The organism is Paenibacillus sp. V4I3 (assembly GCF_030817215.1).
Taxonomy (GTDB): domain Bacteria; phylum Bacillota; class Bacilli; order Paenibacillales; family NBRC-103111; genus Paenibacillus_E.
This window is the reverse complement of sequence record NZ_JAUSZA010000001.1, coordinates 7,345,814-7,370,731: the sequence shown is the minus strand read 5'-3', so window position 1 is coordinate 7,370,731 and position 24,918 is coordinate 7,345,814. Positions and strand designations below refer to the sequence as shown.

Genomic DNA, 24,918 nt, shown 5'->3' with positions numbered 1-24,918 from the left:
ATCCGTTTAGAAGTGCACATGAATGAATCTTAATAATTGCACATAAAGAAAGCGCTTTCTAATTTACGGCTTGCGGCGGTTTCTTGTATCGTTAAGATATCAATTGAAAGGGGGAAGAGCGCACAATGAAAGAGGTTGTATTAACCAAAGCAAGCACGGGAGCAAGCAGTCTGCTGTTTGCCGCAAGGAAGCAAATGAAGAAAAGCTGGCAATTGTATGCCTTGCTTGCGCTTCCAGTCATCTACGTCCTTGTGTTTAAATATTATCCAATGTACGGGGCGCAGATTGCCTTCAAGGATTATATTGCATCCAAGGGTGTCGCTGGGAGCGAGTGGGTCGGCATGAAGCACTTCATCCGATTTTTCAACTCTTATGAATTTGTGAAATTGATGAAAAACACGTTGATCATCAGCTTGTACAGCTTGCTTGCCGGGATTCCGTTTCCGATTATTCTGGCCTTATCCTTGAATTATGTGAAAAACCAGTTATTCAAAAAGTCCGTACAACTGATTACTTATGCTCCCCATTTTATATCCGTCGTCGTGATGGTAGGTATCATCATAGAGCTGCTGGACCCCCGCAATGGACTAGTGAACATGCTGCTCGGTCAATTGGGATTCAAAACGATTAATTTTATGGCCAAGCCGGAATATTTCAGTTCGATCTATGTCTGGTCTGGTATTTGGCAAAATGTAGGTTTTTCCTGCATCATTTATTTAGCTGCTTTAGCGGGTGTTGATCCCGCACAGCATGAAGCGGCTGTTATTGATGGAGCAAGTAAATTTCAGCGCATGCTGCATATCGATCTGCCGAGCATCGTTCCGGTTATGATTATTCTGCTTATTTTGAACACCGGACATATTCTGGATCTGGGCTTTGAAAAGGTGCTGTTATTGCAAAATCCGCTTAACTCGCGTACCTCTGAAGTCATTGATACGTTCGTGTATAAGGTCGGTCTTGCCTCCCAAGCGATGAATTACTCTTATTCCACGGCCATCAATTTATTCAAATCGGTCATTGGTTTGATTTTACTGATCTCGGTCAACCAAATGGCCAAGAAAGCTAAGCAGGAAAGCCTATGGTAAGAGTGACAAGGGGAGGAAGTCATCATGGAGCAAGCTAACATTCGGGAAGCCAGCAATGACCGTTGGTTTAACGTGATCAATTACACGGTGCTTACCTTATTTCTCATTGTAGTGATGTATCCGCTTGTGTTTATTGTAAGCGCATCCTTCAGCAGCCCAGACGCGGTTATCTCCGGGAAGGTGTGGCTATGGCCGGTTCAACCTACACTCGACGGTTATGAGGCTGTATTTAAACATAAGCTGATTTGGAGCTCGTTTCGCAATTCCGTTATTTATACGGTTCTGGGTACAGTCATCAATGTCGCACTAACGATTATGGCCGCATATCCGCTCGCACGGAGAGACTTGTATGGGAAAAATGCCGTCATGCTTTTGCTGGTGTTCACCACCATGTTTTCTGGCGGGCTCATTCCGAGCTACTTGTTGGTCAAAGATCTCGGCATGCTCAATACGATCTGGTCGATGATTTTGCCCGGGGCTATGAGTGTATTCAATGTCATTATTACGAGAACTTATTTCAAAACGACGATACCGGATGAACTGCTGGAAGCCGCTCAGTTAGACGGCTGTAACGATTTCAAGTTTGTATGGCATGTCGTGATTCCGCTGTCTGGTCCGATCATTGCTGTCATTACCCTGTATTCGGCGGTAGGTTATTGGAATCAATATTTTAATGCGTTGATCTATTTGAAGCTGCCGAGCCTTTATCCATTACAGCTTGTACTTAGGGAAATACTCGTTCAAAATGAGGTAGATTCCGCTATGCTGTCCGATCTGGGTCAGGAAGCGAATCGGGAGGGCCTACGGGCACTGCTTAAATACTCTCTCATTGTCGTCTCGTCGCTGCCACTTATGATGATTTACCCTTTTGTACAGAAGCATTTTGTTAAGGGAGTCATGATCGGTTCGTTGAAAGGTTAGTCATTCAATGAAAATTTTTCTAATGAAAAATTCCAGGGAGGGTTCTTTTAGATGAAAAAATGGATGGTAGTAAGCTTAGGGCTAGCTTTGTGTACAGTCTCAATTTTAAGCGGTTGTTCAGATAAAGAAGCAGCGCAATCAGATGCGGCCCCTAAAGTGTCAGAGGACCGGGTGACTGCGGCAGGGGAATTACCTATCACAAAGGAAAAAACAACCTTAAAGGTGCTTGTAAAAGGAAGCTCTTTTGTTGAAGATTTTGCGACAAATGAATATACGAAGTATCTGGAGGAGAAGACGAACATTCATATCGTGTGGGATGTTGCCCCGGAGAAATCGGCGGTAGAAAAGCTTAATCTGGTGCTCGGAAGCGGAGATTTGCCTGATGTGATCATGGGTTTTGACGTTAGCCCTACACAACAGCTGATCTATGGCAGCCAAGGCGATTTCCTCGATTTAAAGCCTTTTATTGATAAGTATGGCGTCGAAACCAAGAAGATGTTTGAGCAGGTTGAAGGAGTGAAAGATGCGATTACAGCGCCAGGCGGTAAAATATACGGGCTGCCGCTTGTGAACGAGTGTTTCCATTGCTCCATGTCCCAAAAAATGTGGATTTACAAGCCATGGCTCGATAAATTGGGGCTGGCTGTGCCAACAACGACGGATGAGCTATACAAGGTGCTAAAGGATTTTAAAACGAAGGATCCGAACGGCAATGGAAAAGCAGATGAGATTCCGCTTGCAGGTGCAGCGGTTGGACCTGCCGTCAATATCGATTCGTTTCTTATGAATGCTTTTATTCTAAATCCTAATAGTACCAACCGATTGTACCTTAATAACGGCAAGGTCGATGTGCCTTATAATAAGCCGGAATGGCAAGAGGGCCTAAAGTACCTGAACAAGCTATATGCCGAAGGTTTGATCGCGCCGCAGTCCTTCACACAGGATCGGGATCAGGCGAAGCAAATGGGGGAAAATCCCAACATTAATATATTGGGCGCGGCGATAGCCCAGCATAATGGGACGTTTACAGCTTTTAACGGACCGAGCGGAAGATGGCTTGAAGTTACCGCTGTTCCAGTGCTCAAAGGGCCGAAAGGCTTACAAGTTGCGCCGTACACGAATAGCGTCTCACAAGGGCGTTACGTCATTACGAAAGCGAGTAAAAATCCAGAAGCCGCCTTCCGTCTGGCAGATCTGATGTACACTCAGGAGATGACACTGCGCAACACAGAAGGACGTCCGGATATAGAATGGAAAAATGCGGCTCAAGGTGAGCTCGGCATCAATGGCAAGCAGGCCATCTGGAAATATACCGACGCCAAGCTGCCCAATGTGCAAAATGTGAAATGGGCACAAACCGGGCCGTCGCTTAGAACGAACGATTTCCGCTTAGGCTTGGTTGCCGATCCGAAAAACCCATTGGAAGTTATTTTGTACAATGAAACGAAAAACAAGTACGAGCCTTATAAGCAGAAGCTGGATACTGTTCTACCGCAGCTGTTCTTCACGAACGAGCAGGCGATGGAGCTAGCTGATCTCGAGAAGACGATTACTGATCATGTCAAAGAGATGACCGCGCGTTTCATCATCGGGGATGCAAATCTGGAGAAAGAATGGGACGGCTATCTGAAAAATTTGGATAATATGAACCTGAAGCGTTATCTGGAAATTTACCAAGCTGCCTATGATGCGAAGAAGAAGTAGATTTGTATAATCGATAAATGGGGTCGACAATCCAGCGAATAGTTCTGGAAGTCGGCCCTTTACTGTGTACGCTCCCCGCCATCGTTGTTTTCGATAAAAAATCATTTCTTACGTCAAAGACGCCTTCTGTGAAAACGGTTATATTCTGAGGTGGTGCTCACCGATCGGAATTAAAACGGTGTATGCATCTACATGTGATGAGCTAGGCCTGCAAATAATTTGGCGTGTTCACTATCGCGGCCATCTCCGGTGAACGGGAAGCAGTATGGGGAAATCCGCATGAGGCTCCATCTGATACCAATAGGCAACGGAGGAAAGTCCAATCTGTTGAATCGTGACGCGCAGATCGCTCTCGAAATGGATGGGGTCTGGAAGATGCCAGCGATACAGTCCATGCATAGGCACGGAATCTTCACCAAACTTCTCTTTGAGGGTCGTATCCGATTTGGAATAGTATGGGTATCCTAGATAGGGAGTGCTGTATGACACCTCGACGGGGATCCCGTTTTCTTTTTCGTAAAAGCACCAGGCTCCACCGAAGTAATCCTCCGTCCCCGTCCCGCAGAGAGTTGGCCATTCTTCATCTCCGTCCAAATAAAATTTAATTTCCACCTCGCCCCACCAATAACGTTCTAAGGCTGCCCATGCCAAATAGGTACCGACATATTGGGCGTGAAAGTAAGCCGTTTTCTCAGGGAGCGAATCTACAAGCGTATAATGAAATTGATAGAAGAAGCCGTGAATATCCTCGGCGTGTTGATTCTCGATCGTGGATGCCAGTTCCTTGAATATCGGCCAGAACGACTGTTTCTCCTTGAGGTAAAGTGATGCATGGCCTGCCTTTGCGAGCAATACCTAAATTGCTTGCTGCTTTCCCGCCGTGTCCCTTCTCACCGGTCGGATTCTCTGCCGTGATCCAGCGAGTTCGACCTTGTGTCAGGTATGGAGCTACAGAGAGTTCATGAATAAAGCCTTGATTTTGCGACATAGGAACATCCACCTTTATCATTATTGTTATGCGAACTTGAAAACATTATATAATGAAGGTAAGCGCGTTCATTTAGCCAAAGTTAGTTAAAAGTTAACCATTATTGCTGAAAAGGAAGGATTCTTTCTGTGAGCTTATCAATTAGGATTTTCCGGTATTCATGCCTTCAGTCGAGCTTTTAAGAAAAAAGTGGGGGTTTCGCCTGCTGGCTTTAGGAAGGAATGCCGTGATGAGCATTGCTCAGAATCAGTAAGGTCTTCTATTTAAACCAGCCCTTTTTCCAAAACCAAGCGAACATGCCGAATCCAATTCCGAACATGATCAAGAGAATTCCAAAATAACCCCCGTGCCACTTCAGTTCAGGCATATAAGCGAAATTCATCCCATAAAGACCAGCAATGAACGTTAATGGCATGAAGATCGTCGTGATTACGGTCAACGTTTTCATGATGGTATTCATTCGGTTTGAATTCAGGGAGATGTAACTATCCCTCATATCAGCCGTCATGTCGCGGTTTGAATCAATCATTTCAGACAACTTGAGCAGATGATCATGGATGTCCGTGAAAAAGACGAGCTGCTCACGGAGATGCTCGATACGATCTGTATTGATGACCCTGTACAGCAAGTCACGCATGGGCACGATGGTGCGGCGTAATTTTAACAATTTGGCCCGAATATCAAAAATATGTTTCATTAAGACTTCAATCGATTCGGCATCAAAATTGTTCTCGATATCATCCAATTGATCTTCGATTTGGTAAACACTTGGGAAATATTGATCCACCAAATTATCAAGAATTAAATAAGCCGCATAAATATGACCTTCATTCCGCAAATGTTCTTGTTCTGAAATTCGGCTCCAAGCATCCTCAATTTCCCTTGATTCATGCAAATGAAAGGTCACAATGTAATTGCTTCCCAGAAACATATCCACTTCTTCAGCATCCAGTGTCATCGCATTAATCCCATGCATCACAAAAAAGTGAACGTTCTCATAGTGATCCATCTTCGGTCGTTGCAGTAAGAAAAAGCAGTCCTCTATGGCCAACGGATGAAAATGGAAATGCTCTTTCAGATGCAGCGCTTCCTCTTCGCTCGGATTATGAAAGTCGACCCAATACCACTTAATGTTCGGGCCTAGAAGCTCCTCGAAGGGGACATTATGGAGCACATTGAAGTCCATGGTAATAGCAAGGGAACGAATCATTAGTAAAACTCCTTGGGTCATATTTTCATCTGCTTAATTTTACCATACAATAGTGAAAGTTCAGAAATGCTTGGTCCCTAGCACAAATAACGTATATTTGGAAAGAAGGATGACAATGAGGCTCTCCGTTTGTATGGATGCGGTTTATAGCAAGCATGATTTTGCTCAAAGTGTTAAGGAAGTGAAGCGAATTGGCTATGATACGATTGAATTTTGGGCGTGGTGGAATAAAGATTTGGATGAAGTCGCGCATGTTGTGAAGGATGCTGGTGTTTCGGTTGCTGCCTTTTGTACCAAATTTGTGAGCTTAGTCGATGAAACCATGCGTGAAACTTATATAGTTGGACTTACCGAATCCATTGCGGCAGCGAAGAGCTTGAATTGCTCTCAGCTCATTTCGCAAGTGGGTCAGGAATTAGAAGGCGTGCCCAGAGAAGTGCAGCGTCAATCATTGATTGATGGACTAAAAGCATGCGTGCCGTTATTGGAGCGGGAAGGGATAACATTATTGGTAGAGCCGCTGAATACACTTGTGAACCATCAAGGATATTTCTTAGCTTCATCTGAAGAAGCATTCGATATTGTGAAGCAGGTGGGGAGCCAGCATGTGAAGGTGCTGTTCGATATTTATCACCAACAAATTACCGAAGGTCATCTTATTACGAATATTCGTGAAAATATGGCTTGGATAGGCCATTTTCATGCAGCTGGTAATCCGGGGCGGCATGAGCTGAGTAACGGCGAGTTGAATTACGAGCAGATTTTCAAGGCCATTGATGAAACCGGCTTCACTGGGCATATCGGTTTAGAGTATTTTCCTCTGGAGGAACCGAGTATTGGGTTAAAACGTCTTATTAATGACAAGTGAAAGCCATAAGTTGTACGCTGTACAACAATATCCTTGATATCTTCCTTCCAAGCTGAAGATGTTGTATTTGATACAACAATTTAGCCGTATTTCATACTAAAAAGGCCACTTTTATGCGAATTTCGTACAACATTAGTTATGTATAGGAACTGAGCTTGATTTAGGCCTCGAAATAGTGTTTTGCATCGGCGGATAGGCTTTTGGGAGGTAGTGCTTGTGTGAATTCACACAAGCACTTTTTTTATGGTTAGCGGATGAAGCGCATGGCTTTCATCCACATGCACGAAGGCGTCGTACCGCCGAGCCATAAGAGAGGGAACATAATTCCCTCTCTCATGACCAGGGCGGTACACGACCCCGATGGCACGGTGCCCCAGCACCTCGTGCCCGAGAATCGGATCCTCCTTGCTGAGCAGGAGGATCTGATCATGCGCGCCGGCGCGATGCATGAGCTCCTCCCAGCTGCCCGGCTGGGCAGGTGGCACTTGCATCGTCGCCATCGGCGCGCCCCAGGATGTCGCGGCGATGACCGTGCCGCGGTAAGTGCCGAAGCCGATAGCGAACACATCGGCTTCGCCGTGCGCTTCGCGCACGAGCTGGCCGACGTTCACCATACCGTCGGCCAACATATCTGTTGCACGCGCGTCGCCGACGTGCGTGTTGTGCTCCCAGACGATGACTTTGGCGTCTGGGCCGTGGTGGTTGACGAGGCGGCGCAGCGCCTCGACCATGTGTCGGTCGCGGACGTTCCACGATTCCGCGTCGTGACGAACCATGGTGCGGTAGTAATCCTCAGCGTTCACAGCAACAAGCGCGTTCAATTCCGCGCTAAGCGCTGCTTCGCTGTCTTCTTCGTACCGCACGCGTTTCGCGTGAAGCGCTTGAAGCAGCTTCACAACCTCATCTTGGCAGCTTTCGCCGTAAAAAGCCGCCGAAACCCCGTAATTTTGCCCCTCCTTCTCATAAGAGTCGAAGCACTCAAATGCCTTCCGCGCCATAGCTAACTGCTCAGGTGTGCCTTTTTCCTGTAAATAACGTTCGATCTCTTCTAGGGACTCCCATAAACTGTAGACGTCTAAACCGTAAAACCCGACTCGCTCTTCCATCAGCTTATTTGCATTGTGCTGGTTAAGCCACTCCATCAACTCTCCAACCTCTTCATTGGCCCACATCCACGTCGGCCAACGATTAAAAGTTTCCATGACCTCGCGGGAGCTCGGCTTTGCATCCTTGTACTGCTTCACATAGCGGTTAATCTCATAACAGGACGGCCAGTCGCCCTCGACAGCAATAAAAGAAAAACCTTTCGTTTCAATCAATTTACGGCTCAGCTCCATGCGAAGCTTATAAAATTCCGATGTACCATGCGTTGCCTCACCGAGTAAAACGTACTTCTTGTCTCCGATTGCTTCTACTAATACATCCAAATCTTCGGGGGTGCTCAGCTGCACAGCTTGCTGTCTAATCTGTTCCACAATGGCGTCTTCAACTTTCACTTGTTTGACTCCTATTCCTAAAGATTTACTTTCTGTAGTATGTACAAAAGTGCATACAAAAAAAGCCATTTGAATGGAATCGCCTTTTTTTGTAACACAATTGGAACATTCCTGTTACAGTTCTCTAACATAATGGGTGTATTATAATAAACAAGACCCCCCTTTTTTAATATAAACTTTGGACCTGGCCCCGTTGGCTAGGTCCCTTTTTTTGTTTGGAGGGTCGAAAACCTTTTTCGTAAAGCAAATATTCATTGAACTATTAAACAAAAACAATGATAATGAACTCACTTACTTCAGGTGGGGAGGAATATGTGTGATTAGAATGATTATTGCTGACGATGAACCAATCACCCGAATGGGGCTGCGATCCTTAGATTGGGAAGAAGAAGGCTTTGAGTTGGTAGGGTTAGGGGCTAATGGATTGGAGGCACTAGAGCTGATTCGAGCTGTTAATCCAGATCTAGTATTGACTGATATTAAAATGCCCCGGTTTAGACGGACTAGCCTTAATGGAGCTGGTACAAGCAGAGAATCCATCTATCAAATGGGTGTTTATTACAGCCTACCACCAGTTGGATTACGCAATGACAGCAATAAAATTGGGGGCAGTCGGTTTTGTATTAAAACCTACCGATCCAGATGAAATCATGCTGGCTTGCAGAAAAGCCAAACAAGTGATTCAAGAGGACCGTCAGCGAAATGAGCTTGAGCTTGGTCTGCGGCATCAGTTGAAGGAATATTCGTTTACACTGCAAGGCATGTTGCTACCGGAAGGTGAAATATCCAAGCTGAATGAAGTGATTGCGCAAATCATTGAATATATAGAATTAAATTACATGCAGGAAATGACCATTACCAAAGTTGCGGACATGCTTCATTATCATCCGGACTATTTGAGCCGCTTATTTAAGAAGGAAACAGGAGAAAACTTCTCGGATACACTCACCCGAATTCGTATGCAAAAAGCTGTGGATATGCTAGCAGACCCCCAGGTTAAAGTATTTGAAATAGCCAGTCGGGTGGGAATTCGAGATTCCAGGTATTTTGGACAAATGTTTAAAAAACATTACGGACAAACGCCAAACGATTTTCGTAAGCAATTATTTATAAGACATGCGGAATTAGGCGGGCACCTCAATGATACGTAACCAGCTAGCAAGAAGGTTGCGGCAATGGATACTAGACATGAAGATTCAAAAAAAATTACTAGTGTCCTTCCTCATTTTGAACCTTATTCCATTAGCTGTGATCGGTACGTTAACTTATCAAAAATCACGATCGCTCATACAGGAAAAAACAAACGCTTACACCACCGATTTGTTAACCGAAGTAAGCAAAAATATTGAATTCAAGATGAAGGAAGTCAAGCGGGTGTATTATTCCCTTTTTACGAATAAAGAAATAAGGGATGCTCTTAAAAAAGCCAATCTAGGCTTTCATAATCAGTTGGAATATTTAGACGAAATCAACAAAATTAAGCTCTTGTTGGATGGTGCCATCATTGATAGCGAAGACATACAGGACATCAGCCTTTATGCTTTAAATAAAGATGTCTTTCCATCGGGAAATGTCTTGAAATCCAATGATTTGGACATAAACGATTGGGATGTACTGAAAGAGAATGAGGGCAATTTAGTTTGGATGAATACGAATCCCGAGCAGCTAACGATTACAGCTAGAAGTTCTATGTTTGATGTAGGAAACCTGAAGAAAATCGGCTATTTTGAACTTCATCTTAAAGAAGACGCTTTATATTCGGTTTTTGCGCAGACGAAATTAAACAATGAAGGTGAAATGTATATTATCAATCAGAATGGAAGGATCATTTCACATTCGAATAAATCCTTGATTAATACGACCCCTGATTACCCGTATATAACTCGCGTGTTGCATGGACCTGAACAAGATCATACTAGCGAGATGATGGACGGGATTAACTATATCATTACTTATCATGCCATCGGGAATACCGATTGGAAGATCGTCAGTGTCATTCCGGATGCTAAATACTCCCAAACGTCTATTGAATTGAAAAATTGGATGTTTATTATCTTCATTATCTGTATTGTCGTTGCATTATTAATCGCCTATTTTGTGTCGAACAGTATATCTAAACCCATTCGTCAGCTTTCCGCGATGATGAAAGACGTGGAAAAAGATCGCTTTGATATTCAATTTAATTACAATTCCCGCAATGAAATAGGTGTTATGAGTCGAAATTTCAACCGAATGATCGATCGAATCCATCATTTAATTAATACGGTTTATCAAGAGGAACTATTGAAACAGCAGTCGCAATTAAAATATTTAATGTTTCAAATTAACCCTCATTTCCTTTTTAACACACTAGAAACGATCAATTGGCTTGCGCGCATGAAGAACGTTCCTGAAGTAGGGAAATTATCCAAAGCGTTGGGTGATTTAATGCGGGAAGGAATCAAGGGAAAAGAGTACATTCCCCTTGACAAGGAATTGGACAACGTTAATAAGTATGTCTATATTCAGCAATATCGATATGGAGATAAAATTACCATTTCTATCGACATAGATACGATGGCGCTGCCCTTGTTAGTTCCGCGATTTATTCTGCAGCCGTTGGTGGAAAATGCGATTATTCATGGTATGGAAATGAAGATTGACCAAGGGCTTATTGAGATTCGCGGTTTTTTTGAAGATGATTTATTTAACATTACCATAAGTGATAACGGAAACGGTATTGAGGCTGAAAGACTAGCGCAGATTCGGGAAAATTTGCAAGTGACTGTTGATGATTCAGGTATGGGGATTGGATTGATTAATGTACATCAGCGGGTTCAATTGCATTACGGAAAGAGATTCGGCTTGCAGATTGATAGCGTCGTAGGGCAAGGTACAATGATAACGTTATCCTTACCACGTAAAGATGAGAAGAGGTCGGCAGATTCAACCATGAAGTAAGGAATACCGCATACTCGTTTGAACCCATTTCAACTAAGCTTAGATTGTAAAACATGATAGAGGAGGGTTTAAATGAAAAAGGTTAAAAGGATTTCAGCATCAATCACTGCTATTTTTGCAATCACTGCTGTATTATCTGCTTGCGGGACCGAGAAAGCAAGTGAGGCACCCAAAGCTAGTGATGCTCCAAAAGCAACGGAAGCGGCTGCAAAGCCAAAAGATAAGATTAAAATGAAAGAATTTGATTGGTTAGAACCGGAAAACAAGGGGATCAATATTCAGAAAGATCTGCTTGCAGAATTTAATGCAAGAACAGATGTGAACGCGACTTTCGAAGTATCACATCTTCCTAGTACAGCTTTTTATCCGAAATTAAATGCTCAAATCGCCGGAAATGAAGCGCCTGATGTGTACACTCTGCATGCTGCCGGAAAACTAAAAACGTATGCGGATTCAGGAAAAGTGCTGGCGCTTAATGAATATCTGGATAAAGATCCAGCGTGGAAAGATCGCTTTATCTCTGGGGCGTTTAATTTATTAACATTCAATGACAAAATTTATGGTGTTCCGGTTAATTTCGCGGCAGCTACCATGTACTACAATAAAGACATTTTCAAAAAGAATAACCTTGAGGTACCTAAGACGTACGATGAGTTAAAACATGTGATTGATGTGTTGGTTAAAAATAAAGTGACACCGATTGCAATGGGTGCCAAAGATGCTTGGGTTAGTGCCTTATTTAGTGAATTTGTAGCCAATCGGATTGGCGGCGACGCACCGTTTAATGCATTAATGGAGGGCAAAGGAACTTGGCTTGATCCTTCTTACATCGAAACAGGCCGTGTATTGCAGGAATTAACAAAAATGAAGGCGTTCCCAGAAGGGTTCCTTAGTATTGACAACAGTGCAATGACGAGCATGTTCCAAAATGGTCAAGCGGCCATGATGGTTACTGGCAGTTGGGCAATCAATACGTTGGTAAATACCGATTCCAAGGTGAAGGATGTCGTGGGCATTGCTAAATTCCCAACATTTCCGAATGGAAAAGGGGATATTGACACTTGGTTGGGTCAACCTGCATTTAACTTAGTGATAAGTTCAACGGCAAAAGACAAAGATGCAGCTGTTAAATATCTGAAAGTATGGTCCGAGGACAAAACACAAAAACGTGTTGGTGAAGAGCAAGGAGATATTCCAGCTACTAAAGTTACCTTAGATCCAGCTAAAGTGCCAGGGTTAAGTAAAGATTTAAAAGATCAAATGTCCACAATGAAAGGGATGTTCATCTTTTATGATGTGGGACTGGGTGCGAAGATTGGGGATGAATATAACAACACGATCCAATCTATCTTAGCAGGCAAATCACCGGAAGATGCATTCAAGAGCTTGCAAGCTTATACGGAGAAAAACCGCTAAAACTATAAAATTTTCTTATGGAGGGGGAAGATATTCTTCTCCCTTTTTTCATCAAAACAATAATGGAGTGGTTGTTTATGGATAAAATGCTGAGAAAAGGCTCGACCATTGCATTCTTTATAACCCCTGCCCTGTTTCTATATTCGGCTATTGTTTTCATCCCTATTATCGCATCGATTTATTTGAGCTTTTTTGATTGGGATGTTCTGAATCCGATGAAGTTTATAGGGTTGGACAATTATACGCGTATGTTTTCAGATGATGATGTGTTTTTTGTTACGATACGTAACGTGTTATTTCTCTTGGTGACAAGTTTGGTGATTCAACTGCCATTTGGTTTTTTTCTGGCCTTGATTCTGACAGGAAACGTGCGAGGGAAAGATTTCTTTAAGCTTGTTTTCATTATGCCGGCATTCCTGTCGAGTGTCGCCGTAGGTATGATGTGGACATTTATCTATCATCCGCAGATCGGTATTATTAATAATTTACTTGATTGGTTAGGGCTAGATTCACTAAAGCACCTGTGGTTGTCTGAACCCAAAACGGTGATGTGGGCAGTTACAGCGGTTGTATCTTGGCAATTTATTGGGTATACCATGATCCTGTTCATTGCAGCGATACAGAATATTTCCGAGGAAATCTTTGAGGCCGCGCGTCTTGAAGGTGCTATCGGATGGAAATTGGTATGGCATATCACCATGCCATTGCTTAAACCGATTATTAAAGTGAATACCATTCTCATTTCTATTGGTTCCTTACGGTTTTTTGATCTTGTTTATGTCATGACGGGCGGGGGGCCTGCCAATGTATCACAAACACTGGTCGGTTATTTGCAAAAACGTTCCTTTGGTCAGTTAGAATATGGCTACGGTAATTCATTAGCTGTCATCTTACTAGTTATGTGCTTAATCGTTACGTTTGTTATTAATAAAATAATTTCCACCAAAGATATCGAAGATTGAGGAAGGAGGTACGCGTATGGAGCAAGGTTCAAAAATGATTCGTCCCATTCAAAAGCTGTTCACTTATTTATTTTTGGGATTAGGGACGCTTGTCTATATTTATCCTCTGTTTTGGCTTATTGTGAATTCACTCAAGAAAACACCGGAAATTTTTGAACGTCCATGGGAACTTCCGCTGCATTGGCTGTGGGGAAACTACATAAATGCATGGATCACAGGGGGAACAGGCCGTTATTTTTACAATTCGGTACTCATTACGACTGTCACATTACTTCTGGTCTTACTAATAGGTTCAATGGCCTCTTTTGCGATTATTAAATTAAAGTGGAAAGCATCGAAAGGCACGCTACTTTATTTTTTGATCGGTTTGATGGTTCCGCTGCAAGCAACACTCATTCCTTTGGTTATTTTCTTCTCTAAATTAAATCTGATGAATTCGCAAATCGGCTTGATTCTTATTTATGTTGCCTTTGCTCTGCCTACATCGGTACTGGTGCTAAGCGGTTTTATGAGTTCCATTCCCAAAGAAATTATGGAAGCGGCCATTATTGATGGCTGTTCGGTTTACGGTGTTTATTGGCGAGTTTTGATGCCTTTATTGATACCGGCGCTTATGACGGTTGGCATTATAAACTTTGCTGGAATCTGGAATGAACTACTGGTTGTACTAACATTCATTAACGATGCCAAAAAGATGACACTTCCGATAGGACTTTTGAATTTTCAGGGTCAATACGCAACGGATTTTGCACCGATGTTCGCGGCCATTGTGATGACAACCCTTCCGTCGATCCTTGTAATATCCATTTTCAATAAACGGATAATTTCCGGTATAACAGCGGGATCTCTCAAAGGGTAATGCGCACAAACGGAAAGTAAAAGAAGACGCTCAAACCGTGTGATTGAACTGGTTTGAGCGTCTTTTTAAGATTTTACCTTTTGAAAGTTACCTCTTAGATCGATAAATCTCCTTAACCAATCGGTAAGCCAGCTTAGGCTTGCGATACTCATTCAGCAGTCCCTTGTTGTTAAAACTCCGCGCCCGATCACGGAAATAAGGACGGTCACTCCGCACATCGACGCGAATGTCGGCGAAGTGCCAAATCAGCGTACCGACGATGCGAGGATCCTCGCGGAAGATCTGTAAAGCCTGCTGCACAACGTCAGCTTGATAGTCTTCACTGAACAAGCGAGGCTCCCAGCCTGCATCTCCGAAGATACCAGCAGCGCCAAACTCGCTCATGATGACGGGCTTACCACTGGCACCTTGTGATTCTGCATGTTGATAATACTGCTGAAGCATGTCACGGAATCCGTTCACGTTTCCTTGATACCAGCCGTAATATTTGTTGATTCCGATGACATCGAAATAGGATAGTACAATGTCTTCTTCAGGATGCATCGTGGCGTACGTAACTAGGCGGCTGGTATCCATGCTGCGTATTTTGCTAACGAATTTCTTAGTAAGCTCCAGCGCTTCATCCGTGCGTGTATCAATTTCGTTATGAGCCCCCCAGAAAATGATCGAAGGATGATGATAATCACGGCTAATCATTTCGTCTAACATTTGCAAACCGCGTTCTGCGAATAGGGGACTAGCCAGCGTTTCTTTGCTCATAAAACAGCCCCACATCGGGATCTCGCTCCACAGGAGCAGTCCATGCTCATCAAGCAAATCGATCCAGAACTGGCTTTGTGGATAGTGTGAACCACGAACGATGTTGCAGCCCATATCGGTCAAAATATCCAAATCCTTCAGCATGAGCTTAGGTGGAAAAGCAAATCCCCATTCGGGATGCTCTTCGTGTCGATTCACTCCCTGCAAATACAGCGCTTTGCCATTTAGGAGGATTTGACTGTTATTGACTTCAATGGTGCGGAATCCTGTCCGATCGATCAGGTCATCTTCGCCTATACGGACTACGAAGGTATACAACTCCGGTTGTCCAACATCCCATTTGCGGATGTTTTTGAGTCTCCCTCGGAGAGAAAGCTGTGAAGATTTGCCCGCCGCGATATGAACGGTTGAATCAGAGAAAGCTAGTCCTTCTATAGAGGCACTAACAACAATTTGACGATCAACCGAGCTTATGGAGTTTAACTTTACTTGCAGCTGGATATCGGCTGTATCTCCCTCTAGTTGATAATCAATTTTCAAGGATTCAATATAAATATCGGGCAGCTCCTGAAGCTCGACAGAACGTATGATTCCACCATAAGAGTACCAATCTGAGATATCTGTGGGCAGTGTCTGCCAATCAAGGGTGCTATCTACACGAATGATTAATTCGTGCTTTCCCTTCGCTAGATGAGGGATGATCTTGGAGAACTGGGTGTAGCCGCCAAAGTGGTAACCGAGGTGATGACCGTCAACATAAACATCGGCATGGTGGAGAATTCCTTCAAAGCATAGTCGAATATTAGCTTCTTGTGCGGTGTCGAAATACGTGCGATACCACGCGGCCCCGATATAATCGTATAAGCCTAATTCATTATTCCAGCAAGAAGGAACCACAAGCTTTCGGGAATCGGTTGGAAACTTGGCATGCCATTGTTCCGTTATCCCTACATTTCCTGGATCCGTTATGAAGTCCCATAATCCATCAAGAAGTCGGGTATGGCGTAGGGAGTGTTGTTGAAAAGTACGAATCAAAGTAAAAGCCCCTTTCATGTATGTTTAGTTAAGCGTATCATGGAAGAATGGCTATTTTCTATGGATAAAGAACTTTAGTATTTGTCAAAATCGCTTTGAAGGTGGTGAATGAATGGAAACAAAAGAGCACCGGATGTATCATCTTCGTCTGACCTATGAGAAGCTGCCTGTTCCAGGCTGGAAAGACATTCGGAATACAACAGATGTTCATTCTCTTTACTGGATTATGAGTGGAGAAGGAGAATTTACACATTCGTTTGATGAACAGCTATTGAATGTACAATCGGGTATGCTCTTTTACTTAAGGCCGGGTTTTACGCTGACCATGACATCATCTGTGGATAAACCGCTCTATATTCGTATGCTTCTATTTGATGCTTTCGACATCCCCTATGAGAATCAAACCTGGCTGCAGCCCGTTCATTTGGACTCACTTCAATTGCCTTTTAACAAGTTGTATTCTCCGGAGCAAGCGGTCTGGATTCAAGAGCAGTTCAAGCAGATAGGGACGTTACAGAGCCCGGACCCACACGAAAGACAGGCTGAATTCCAATATGTCCTTTCACGATTGATTCATTTCATGAGGGATACAAACACGTCAACGGACCCGTATATGAAAGCATTTCAGCAAGCGAAGTTTTGGATCGAAACCTGCTATAACCGGCCCTTGAGGATGGAAGAACTCGCGCGAACCTTCCATATCTCCGTCTCCCAGTTGCGAAAAATGTTCATGCAGCAAGTAGGCGTTTCACCCAAAGAGTACTTGAACCGGATTCGCAATGAGAAAGCCAAAACACTGCTGCTGCTGACAGAAGAACCGATGAAAGCTATTGCGGATGCATGCGGATTTGCCGATGAATTTCATTTTGGTAAAATGTTTCGGGCGTGGAACGAAGTATCTCCGGCTCGATTCCGAACTTTGAACAAGTCCAACCGATGAGAGACATGGAAGGGGAGTGCTCCCTTCTGGGAGTTTTTTTAATGATTGCGTGGTAAAATGGTGAAGAAAACATGATTTGTTTGGAGAGGGGTCACACCAATGAGTGCCGAAATCGAAAGAAAGTTCCTATTACCCGCGTTCCCTGTGGCGGAATTGGATAATAATGAAATCACGCTAGTTTCAAAGCAGTATATTTATCAAACGTATTTGGCCTTCTCGGAAGATCAAGAAATCAGAGTGCGCCAGCTGGTGGATAGTTCTGGATTGTCGCATTTTACACATACGTTCAAATCAGGGCATGGCTTGGTTCGGGAAGAGATTGAATACAACATATCGGAACCTATATATAAGCAGCTTCTTGAACGTACGGGGTTAGTCCCATTGGAGAAGATTCGTACCACGGTTGATGTTCAAGGGCTCCATTTTGAAATTGATGAATATAAACAAGTGGATCTCCTAGTTGTCGAAGTCGAGTTTCCAGATGTTGAAGCTGCGCGGCTCTTTGTAGTACCTTCTTGGTTTGGGAGAGAGTTAGGAGCGGAGGAAGAATTCCGAAATAAGTCCATGTGGGTAAAACTGCAGACGTCACGATAGTATTTATATAAGTTATATTTCGTTTTCCTTACAATTGGTTAATAATCTTCATCAAGATAAACATACATAAGGCCGAGTTTATGACCCAAGTGAGGTCAGAGCTTGGTCTTTTCGCTTTTTTCTGAAGAGTGAAAGTGTTAGATTCGTTAGCGAACTATTAGCAAAAATAATGTTTAGCTAAGATTTAAAATAGATGTTTAACAACAATTACAAAGTATGATGGATGTACAGAAATGATAGCTAACATTTTCAGGAATTGCGAGGGGCCACCTATGAACCTGATACATTACTACCGCCAGCAGTTTCTCGAATTAATTTCTCAGTTCGAGCCCAATTGGGAAGAGGATCATAACTATAGATTTGGATTTCGTTGGAATTCGTATGTGAAGTCTTCTTTTAAAGAAATTTTTCAAATGACTCAATTTCCGAGTGAACCCTTGTATTTAGTGTACGCGGTTGAGCTTCCTGAAAAATATAAAAAGACGAATATTAGTGAAGTAGTCAAAAACGTTTCATCTTCGTATGAGCTGTCCTTGTATTTGTTCTCAGATAAGATGCTGTTATCCTCTTGTGTTTCTATAGAAAACCTGCAGCAGACAACACTAGGATTTGTCAATCAAGCCCGAGGGGAAATCATTGATCTTGTTTTCTCTGCGATTCAAATGCGAGTCACTTAACCGGCATTATTTTGACAAAGACGAATTCATAAGAATTTAGGTGATAAGAATGAGGAAATACCGGGTGTTAATCGTTGATGACGCCATCGTAATGAGAAATAGGATTGCGAATCTTTTTGAACAAGATGAACAATTTTCAGTGGTAGGATTCGCGGTTAATGGTGCCAATGCGCTGGATAAAATTGTAGAGCTGCAGCCGGACCTAGTAACACTGGATGTAGAGATGCCCGAGCTCGATGGACTAGCTGCTTTGCGTCAAATTATGACCTTCCATCCTGTGCCGGTTATTATGCTGAGCAGCTGCACGGAAGAATGTTCAAATGTTGCCTTGCAAGCCCTGGAGCTAGGGGCTTTGGACTTTATCCAGAAGGAAACATTATTCCAAAGTACACAGAATGCGCTGTTGGAAGAAGAATTTCTATTACGGTGTAAAACCGCAATGAGGAAGAAACTGTTCCTACGGAATGAGACGAGTATGTTGGGGAAAGAGCAGTCGATCAAAATTCACTTGGAAATGCTTACATTCCTACTTAAAATGGAAGGGGATATGCTTCATTTTCACGATGAGCTGCAGGATCAAATTAAACAACAGAATGGACTTCTCGTTAAATTTCATAAAGAGGATCATAAATTTATCTATACAACTTGGCAGGGCTCACTATTTAACCGGCTTGGTATCAAGGATAATAACGCGGTAGGCAAGGATTTGTTTACGATTTTCCCGCAAGATAAGGCCGACTTCATGGCTCCCTATTATCAAGCGGCATGGGACAATGAAGAAGTCATTGATTTCGAAACCGAATGGCATGGTTATTATTACTTAACCGTACTTCGCCCAATCAAACGAGATGGTGTAATGACAGAAATCATTTCGCTAACTGTAGATATTACGGAGTCGCGAAGCTTGGAGGAACGAATCCGCTTTTTAATCCATCATGACCCTCTGACAGGCCTTCCGAATCGACATGGGTTAAGTAAATGGATCGAGGACGCAATTGCACAGCAGGAACGTTTTGCTGTTGTATTCGTGAATTTGGATCACTTCAAGCTGGCCAACGAAACGTTAGGTCATGATACAGGGGACAGAATTCTTCAAGTTATGGCCCGCAGATTGAAAAACAGTACCATGATCAAAGATGTTTCTGTTTTCAGAGTGGGCAGTGACGAATTTATTTGTTTGGTTAAGCACCATTCGTTAGCTGAACTTGAAGGTTTCGCACATACCATTGTTCAGACTATTAATCAGCCCATTCGCATCCAAGAACATGAAATTTATATATCTCCCTCGATCGGGATTAGCCAGTATCCACAAGACGATATTGACCCTGATAATCTGATTCGTTTTGCAGATATTGCTATGGAATACGCCAAGGAACTAGGCGGTAATCAAGTTCAATATTTCAATTCGCAAATTTATGCGAAAATAGAACGTAGAATTAAGATTGAGAAGCATTTGCGAAAAGCATTGGAGAAAAATGAGTTTATTCTGGTGTACCAACCGCAGGTCAATCTATTAGTAAATCAGATCGTCGGATTTGAAAGTTTAATTCGGTGGAAAAGCCCTGAACTGGGGTGCGTATCTCCACTAGAATTTATTCCTATCGCAGAGGAAACGGGATTAATCTATCCGATTGGAAAATGGGTCCTTAGAGAAGCATGCAGCCAGAATAAGAGCTGGCAGGAGTTAGGTTTTCCTAAGGTTTCAATGGCTGTCAACTTGTCTTCTAAGCAGTTCTATGATCAGTCACTCAAAGAACAGATTAACAGCATACTTCAAGAGACAGGACTCGAACCGCAATATCTGGAATTAGAGATAACGGAAAGCATGACGATGGATGTTCAAGTTGCCTTAACGACTTTAAATAGTTTTAGAAACATGGGTCTGAAGATTGCTATGGATGACTTTGGAACGGGTTACAGCTCGCTCAGCTATTTGAAAGAATTCCCGATCCATCATTTGAAAATTGATCAATCCTTTGTGAAGGATATCTCGATTAATCCTACCAATGCAGCCATTGTAAATACGATCATTGCGCTAGCACGTAACCTAAAGCTAGTTGTGATTGCAGAAGGGGTAGAGAACGACAACGATTTAAAGATTCTGCAGGAATTCAATTGTGACACCGTACAGGGGTATTTATTTAGCCGCCCGGTAGAAGCAAGCGAAGTACCCGAGATATTTGATAGATTTACATGCAATCGAATTGCGAATACATAAGAATCATCCTAACGCCATGACAGTGACTGTCGGTTCTGTGGCGTTTTTTATTTTTCATATTTCTGGTAAAAAATAGTGTAGACCTGCCATAATTCGACATATTATAATAGATGATAGAAACAAAATAGGTATAAAGGAGGGATTTTAGTGATTAAGGTGCTTATTATCGAAGACGACATCATTATAGGACAAATGATAAGCATGTATCTTTCGGAAGATCAATTTGATGTGAAGCAATCCGTAAATGGACATGACGGATTGAGGGAAATCGTTCATTTTCAGCCTGATGTGATTTTATTGGATCTCGTTTTGCCAGATTATGAGGGGTTAGAGCTATGTGGGGCCATTAGGGGATTAAGTTTGGTTCCTATTATTGTGATATCGACGAAAACAAATATTAAGGAGAAGGTGGAGGCCTTTAATATTGGGGCTGATGACTATCTTTGTAAGCCGTTTAGCATGCAGGAGTTAAAAGCACGTATCAAAGCCTCACTTCGTATGGCGGACATACAGGTTCCGGCTATCGGTGTGTCGGAAGGGACAGAGTCAGAGTCACAATATCCTGACTTTACTCTGGATGTAGAGCGCAGATTGATTGTGATCAAAGATCAAAAAATTGATATCACCAATTCTGAATTTGAAATAATGAAACGTTTTATTCACTATCCTGGCAGAGTGTTTAGACGTGATGAGCTTATAGATACTTTATATCGGATGGGCGAAATCGTGAATGATCGCGCCATTGATGTACATATTACGAATCTCCGTAGAAAAATAGAACAGAATCCAAAGGAACCACAATATATTAAAACCGTATGGGGTGTTGGTTATAAATTTGTGCATCTTTCAGCTATTTAAGGTGTGTAATTAAGCGATGAGGTGAATAGCAGTGCTCAAAGATCTACTGAACAATTTCTCGATACTGGCTGTCTTCATTTTCTTGTCTATCGAGATTTTCTATTCTCCTAGATTAAAAGCCACATCTAGATGGAAATATCGCATACTAGCAGGTTTGCTGCATGGGATCTATGGTGTCATTCTAACTTTTCTTGGCGTACATGTTACTGCAAGACATATATTGGATTTAAAAGCGATTGCTATTCTGATGGCTACATTCATTGGTGGAGGAATTTCTGGTTTTATTGCCACAACGATTATGATTATTGGCAGGACGCTGATAGATCCTTCTGTATTTTTTCGAATCTCTACACTAGGACTACTCATATTTGCGGGTACCGCGCTAACTAATCATTTCATTCATGGTTATTGGAGAAAATGGACATTATTAATGATGTGTCCTATCAGTGTCTTGTTCGTTGATATGGTACTAATCTATCATATTCCTGTTGCCCGGTTAGTCATTCCAACGTTGCTTCTGCATTTGGGAGGGGGCTTATTCGCAGCAGCGCTAATCCGCTATTTCTTAAGGGCAGAGGAGCTAAGGAGTCAAGTAAGTCATATCCAACAAGAGTTAGTGGATATTCTTCGGCTGCAGCCCGGCATTACGTTTAAACTTAATAAAAGTCATAATCAATTCATTTATACCATGATCGATGGTCAGTTATTACGAAATCTTGGACTACACCCACAAGATTTAATAAATAAAAATATACAATCAATCAAATGTTTTACCACTGAATTCACAACATTTATACTTGGGAAATTCGAAGAAGCCTGGAAGGGGAACAAAGTCGCGTATGAGAACCAAATAAAAGGGAAGATCGCCTTTACAACCTTACAACCCGTATTTGAAGGTGAGCAGGTGGTCGAGATCATCGGCTCTACGACAGATATTACAGAGCGAACAGCAGCAGAACGGCGTATTCAGGAGAGTGAAGCACGCTATCGTATCCTCGTAGAGAATTCACAGGAAGGAATTCTTGGGTTCACGAAGGAAGGCGAGATTACCTCTGTGAATCAAATTGTTTCCCTGATGACCCATGCGACAGCTGCGGACATGTTGGGCAAAAAAATAACCGGATTTCTCCCGGAAGCCGAGCAAATTCGTTGGGATTCCCATTTCCAAGAAGTCATCCGGAATGGTGGTAACGTACGATTTGAAATGAGTATTCCGTCCTCTTCAGGTGCTCTTCGAGATTATTGTGTCACGCTTTCAGTCTATCATGATGCGAGTGGCGAATTGGAAGGTATTGTTGGAACGGTTCATGATTTCACAGAGGTAACCATGCGGCATGCCGCCGATCAAGCGAATCAAGCTAAAAGCCAATTTATTGCCAAAATGAGTCATGAAATTAGAACTCCTCTGAACGGTATCATTGGTCTTTCTCAACTTCTCGGGAAAACCTCACTCTCAGACCATCAAAAGGATTATCTACATAAAATAAAATCTTCATCCCATACACTGCTAGGCATTATTAATGATGTTCTTGACCTTTCCAAAGTAGAAGCGGGAAAACTCGAAGTAGAACGAACCAGCTTTCAGTTAGATGAGCTTCTCAAGGAACTCTCCAGTATATTGAGTGTCTTATCCGATAGTCGCCAGATCGAGCTTATTTTTAATACAGCCGCTGAATTGCCCAATCATATTCTTGGGGATCCGCTGAGACTGAAGCAAGTACTGCTTAATCTTTGCAGCAATGCGATTAAATTTACTTCAGAGGGCTATGTGATGCTCCAAATTGAGTTGGAACCACACACATCCAGAGAAGAAATTAGGCTTAGCTTTACCGTAGAGGATAGTGGAATAGGTATATCTCCAGATCGTTTAGCCTTTATTTTTGATCCTTTTTCTCAGGCAGATGGATCTACGAGTCGTGAATATGGGGGAACAGGATTGGGACTTACGATCAGCCAGCATTTGATTGGGCTTATGGGCGGGTCATTAACAGCCGAGAGTGTAGAGGGTAAAGGAAGCAGATTTAAATTTACACTGCCTTTTCAAGTCATAGAGTTCGCTGATCCAGATGAATGGGACTTAACAAAAGAGCATACGACGTATCAAGTTTTGCTGGTCGAAGATCATCCCCTGATGCGCAGCACCTTACGGGACACTTTGGAGTCGTTTGCCTTGATCGTATCGGAGGTGTCATCCTGGAGAGATATGTTTGAACGGATGAAGGGGTTGGGGACCGATGACGACAAGTACGATTGTATCCTGCTTGATATGGAAATTGAAGATATGTATGGCATAGATACATGGAATACTTTTATCGAGTCGATCCAAAGAGATCAAACGCTTGTTGTATGCTTAACTTCGCCGCTTGGTAAAGAAGAAATGCTGAGACTTCCGATAAGCGCAAGACCTGATGCTATCATGGTTAAACCAATTTGCCGTTTAGAGCTTTATCAAACGTTGGAATCCTTGTTTAATCCGCACAACTCATCTCCAAGAAGCGGCAGGTCTTTGCAGGCCAAGTCCTCTAGAGTTAGCAAGACAGGGCGAATTCTTCTCGTGGAGGATAACGAAATTAATCAGCAGGTTGCTTTGGAGTTTCTGAAGGAGCATGGATTTGAGATCACGATAGCGGAAAATGGCCGGGAAGCCATTGAAAAACTGGAAGTCGACGAATACGACTTGATTTTGATGGATATTCACATGCCAGTCATGGACGGCGTTGAAGCGACAGCGTACATTCGTCAAATCCCCAACTATATGAATATACCCATCATTGGACTGACGGCCAACGTTGTTAAACAGGATCATGAAGATTATATCCGTTATGGAATGAATGACGTCATTAGTAAGCCTTTGGATATAAAGCGTCTCTTTAGTGTGATTAGTAAATGGATAGAACCGTTTACTTCAATAGGGGCTAGTCAGGCGAATACAATCTATTTTTATAGGCAGATTGAAGCGATAGATTGGCAAGCTGCACTTGCCCGTCTAGAAGGAAAAGAAAGCATTCTAATCGTCATGCTTCAGTTGTTTAAGAAAAATTATACAACTTTTGTCGAGCAGCTAACGCTAAGTATCCTTGATGAGGATTGGAAGGCTGTCAAAAGGGCTATACACACACTTATCGGAGTTGCCGGAAGTATTTCCGCAAATCGTTTGCATGAAGCTGCAAGTTACCTGGAACTTGCCATTTTGCAAAAAGATGATTTCCATGATCAGCTCATCGAAGTGGCGGAGGAAATAGAGCGTATTACCACATTTATCCCAAATGAAGCTTCTTAGTGAGTGGAACTTCATATATCAATTTCAGATAGTGAGCTGCTCATCCATTCGTCCAATAAGAATCGAAGCAAAGACCGTTGGCGACGTTTCTATGTGTGTCATTACATG

20 protein-coding genes are annotated in these 24,918 nt (G+C 42.7%); 16 read left to right on the top strand and 4 right to left on the bottom strand.

Going from position 1 to position 24,918, the window contains the following annotated elements; all coding sequences use genetic code 11:
- The first annotated feature begins 125 nt into the window (after positions 1-125).
- From QFZ77_RS33715 to QFZ77_RS33705, 3 genes are read left to right on the top strand one after another with little or no spacing between them, the layout of a single operon-like run.
- The gene (locus tag QFZ77_RS33715; RefSeq protein ID WP_307447132.1) at positions 126-1,085 is read left to right on the top strand and encodes an ABC transporter permease; all 960 of its coding nucleotides are present in this window, start codon (positions 126-128) and stop codon (positions 1,083-1,085) included.
- 24 nt (positions 1,086-1,109) lie between these two features.
- Positions 1,110-2,006, top strand: coding sequence for a carbohydrate ABC transporter permease (locus tag QFZ77_RS33710; protein WP_307447129.1), 897 nt, complete (start codon positions 1,110-1,112; stop codon positions 2,004-2,006).
- Between the two features lie 51 nt (positions 2,007-2,057).
- On the top strand, positions 2,058-3,710 hold the full coding sequence (locus QFZ77_RS33705) for an ABC transporter substrate-binding protein (protein ID WP_307447126.1): 1,653 nt from the start codon (positions 2,058-2,060) through the stop codon (positions 3,708-3,710).
- A 231-nt stretch (positions 3,711-3,941) separates the two neighbouring features.
- On the opposite strand, the gene QFZ77_RS33700 is transcribed toward QFZ77_RS33705, so the two are convergent.
- Together QFZ77_RS33700 and corA are read right to left on the bottom strand one after the other, a co-directional pair.
- Positions 3,942-4,562 (bottom strand): glycoside hydrolase family 172 protein, encoded by a 621-nt coding sequence (locus tag QFZ77_RS33700; RefSeq protein ID WP_307447123.1) that lies wholly within the window; start codon positions 4,560-4,562, stop codon positions 3,942-3,944.
- Positions 4,563-4,957: 395 nt separating this feature from the next.
- Positions 4,958-5,908 (bottom strand): magnesium/cobalt transporter CorA, encoded by a 951-nt coding sequence (corA, locus tag QFZ77_RS33695; protein WP_307447121.1) that lies wholly within the window; start codon positions 5,906-5,908, stop codon positions 4,958-4,960.
- A 133-nt stretch (positions 5,909-6,041) separates the two neighbouring features.
- On the opposite strand from corA, the gene QFZ77_RS33690 reads away from it, so the two are divergent.
- A complete protein-coding gene (locus tag QFZ77_RS33690) occupies positions 6,042-6,776 on the top strand; it encodes a hydroxypyruvate isomerase family protein (protein ID WP_307447116.1) in 735 nt (244 codons plus the stop codon).
- Positions 6,777-7,000: 224 nt separating this feature from the next.
- Here QFZ77_RS33690 and QFZ77_RS33685 read toward each other — a convergent pair whose 3' ends face one another.
- On the bottom strand, positions 7,001-8,272 hold the full coding sequence (locus QFZ77_RS33685) for an erythromycin esterase family protein (RefSeq protein WP_307447114.1): 1,272 nt from the start codon (positions 8,270-8,272) through the stop codon (positions 7,001-7,003).
- A 325-nt stretch (positions 8,273-8,597) separates the two neighbouring features.
- On the opposite strand from QFZ77_RS33685, the gene QFZ77_RS33680 reads away from it, so the two are divergent.
- The 6 genes from QFZ77_RS33680 (at position 8,598) to QFZ77_RS33655 (ending at position 14,449) form a co-directional block, all read left to right on the top strand.
- Complete coding sequence (locus QFZ77_RS33680) at positions 8,598-8,918, top strand: response regulator (RefSeq protein WP_307450049.1); 321 nt, start codon at positions 8,598-8,600, stop codon at positions 8,916-8,918.
- On the top strand, positions 8,824-9,423 hold the full coding sequence (locus QFZ77_RS33675) for a helix-turn-helix domain-containing protein (protein WP_373462789.1): 600 nt from the start codon (positions 8,824-8,826) through the stop codon (positions 9,421-9,423). The genes QFZ77_RS33680 and QFZ77_RS33675 overlap by 95 nt, the downstream gene beginning before the upstream one ends.
- On the top strand, positions 9,413-11,212 hold the full coding sequence (locus QFZ77_RS33670; protein ID WP_307447111.1) for a cache domain-containing sensor histidine kinase: 1,800 nt from the start codon (positions 9,413-9,415) through the stop codon (positions 11,210-11,212). The genes QFZ77_RS33675 and QFZ77_RS33670 overlap by 11 nt, the downstream gene beginning before the upstream one ends.
- A 72-nt stretch (positions 11,213-11,284) precedes the next feature.
- A complete protein-coding gene (locus tag QFZ77_RS33665; RefSeq protein WP_307447107.1) occupies positions 11,285-12,628 on the top strand; it encodes an ABC transporter substrate-binding protein in 1,344 nt (447 codons plus the stop codon).
- Positions 12,629-12,705: 77 nt separating this feature from the next.
- On the top strand, positions 12,706-13,590 hold the full coding sequence (locus tag QFZ77_RS33660) for a carbohydrate ABC transporter permease (RefSeq protein ID WP_307447104.1): 885 nt from the start codon (positions 12,706-12,708) through the stop codon (positions 13,588-13,590).
- Between the two features lie 16 nt (positions 13,591-13,606).
- Entirely contained in the window at positions 13,607-14,449 is an 843-nt protein-coding gene (locus tag QFZ77_RS33655) for a carbohydrate ABC transporter permease (protein ID WP_307447101.1), read from the top strand.
- Between the two features lie 87 nt (positions 14,450-14,536).
- Here the strand turns inward: QFZ77_RS33655 and QFZ77_RS33650 are convergent, their stop codons facing one another.
- A complete protein-coding gene (locus tag QFZ77_RS33650; protein WP_307447097.1) occupies positions 14,537-16,243 on the bottom strand; it encodes a glycoside hydrolase family 2 protein in 1,707 nt (568 codons plus the stop codon).
- 112 nt (positions 16,244-16,355) lie between these two features.
- Here QFZ77_RS33650 and QFZ77_RS33645 point away from each other — a divergent pair, with 112 nt between their 5' ends.
- The 6 genes from QFZ77_RS33645 to QFZ77_RS33620 all read left to right on the top strand — a co-directional run bounded on the left by QFZ77_RS33645 (position 16,356) and on the right by QFZ77_RS33620 (position 24,810).
- Positions 16,356-17,183, top strand: a complete 828-nt coding sequence (locus QFZ77_RS33645; protein ID WP_307447095.1) for an AraC family transcriptional regulator — start codon at positions 16,356-16,358, stop codon at positions 17,181-17,183.
- Between the two features lie 99 nt (positions 17,184-17,282).
- Entirely contained in the window at positions 17,283-17,777 is a 495-nt protein-coding gene (locus tag QFZ77_RS33640) for a CYTH domain-containing protein (protein ID WP_307447091.1), read from the top strand.
- A gap of 272 nt (positions 17,778-18,049) precedes the next feature.
- Positions 18,050-18,454 carry a hypothetical protein gene (locus tag QFZ77_RS33635; RefSeq protein WP_307447088.1) on the top strand — a complete coding sequence of 135 codons (405 nt, stop codon included), beginning with the start codon at positions 18,050-18,052 and terminating at the stop codon, positions 18,452-18,454.
- 64 nt (positions 18,455-18,518) lie between these two features.
- Positions 18,519-20,672, top strand: coding sequence for an EAL domain-containing protein (locus QFZ77_RS33630; RefSeq protein WP_307447085.1), 2,154 nt, complete (start codon positions 18,519-18,521; stop codon positions 20,670-20,672).
- Between the two features lie 147 nt (positions 20,673-20,819).
- Positions 20,820-21,530 carry a response regulator transcription factor gene (locus QFZ77_RS33625; protein WP_307447082.1) on the top strand — a complete coding sequence of 237 codons (711 nt, stop codon included), beginning with the start codon at positions 20,820-20,822 and terminating at the stop codon, positions 21,528-21,530.
- A 31-nt stretch (positions 21,531-21,561) separates the two neighbouring features.
- Complete coding sequence (locus QFZ77_RS33620) at positions 21,562-24,810, top strand: response regulator (RefSeq protein WP_307447079.1); 3,249 nt, start codon at positions 21,562-21,564, stop codon at positions 24,808-24,810.
- The last annotated feature ends 108 nt before the right edge of the window (positions 24,811-24,918 follow it).

Excerpts from the sequence above, each read along its gene's own strand:
- QFZ77_RS33715 (WP_307447132.1), top strand. The coding sequence starts at position 126 with ATGAAAGAGGTTGTATTAACCAAAGCAAGCACGGGAGCAAGCAGTCTG.
- QFZ77_RS33710 (WP_307447129.1), top strand. The coding sequence starts at position 1,110 with ATGGAGCAAGCTAACATTCGGGAAGCCAGCAATGACCGTTGGTTTAAC.
- QFZ77_RS33705 (WP_307447126.1), top strand. The coding sequence starts at position 2,058 with ATGAAAAAATGGATGGTAGTAAGCTTAGGGCTAGCTTTGTGTACAGTC.
- corA (WP_307447121.1), bottom strand. The coding sequence starts at position 5,908 with ATGATTCGTTCCCTTGCTATTACCATGGACTTCAATGTGCTCCATAAT.
- QFZ77_RS33690 (WP_307447116.1), top strand. The coding sequence starts at position 6,042 with ATGGATGCGGTTTATAGCAAGCATGATTTTGCTCAAAGTGTTAAGGAA.
- QFZ77_RS33680 (WP_307450049.1), top strand. The coding sequence starts at position 8,598 with ATGATTATTGCTGACGATGAACCAATCACCCGAATGGGGCTGCGATCC.
- QFZ77_RS33670 (WP_307447111.1), top strand. The coding sequence starts at position 9,413 with ATGATACGTAACCAGCTAGCAAGAAGGTTGCGGCAATGGATACTAGAC.
- QFZ77_RS33665 (WP_307447107.1), top strand. The coding sequence starts at position 11,285 with ATGAAAAAGGTTAAAAGGATTTCAGCATCAATCACTGCTATTTTTGCA.
- QFZ77_RS33660 (WP_307447104.1), top strand. The coding sequence starts at position 12,706 with ATGGATAAAATGCTGAGAAAAGGCTCGACCATTGCATTCTTTATAACC.
- QFZ77_RS33655 (WP_307447101.1), top strand. The coding sequence starts at position 13,607 with ATGGAGCAAGGTTCAAAAATGATTCGTCCCATTCAAAAGCTGTTCACT.
- QFZ77_RS33645 (WP_307447095.1), top strand. The coding sequence starts at position 16,356 with ATGGAAACAAAAGAGCACCGGATGTATCATCTTCGTCTGACCTATGAG.
- QFZ77_RS33640 (WP_307447091.1), top strand. The coding sequence starts at position 17,283 with ATGAGTGCCGAAATCGAAAGAAAGTTCCTATTACCCGCGTTCCCTGTG.
- QFZ77_RS33635 (WP_307447088.1), top strand. The coding sequence starts at position 18,050 with ATGAACCTGATACATTACTACCGCCAGCAGTTTCTCGAATTAATTTCT.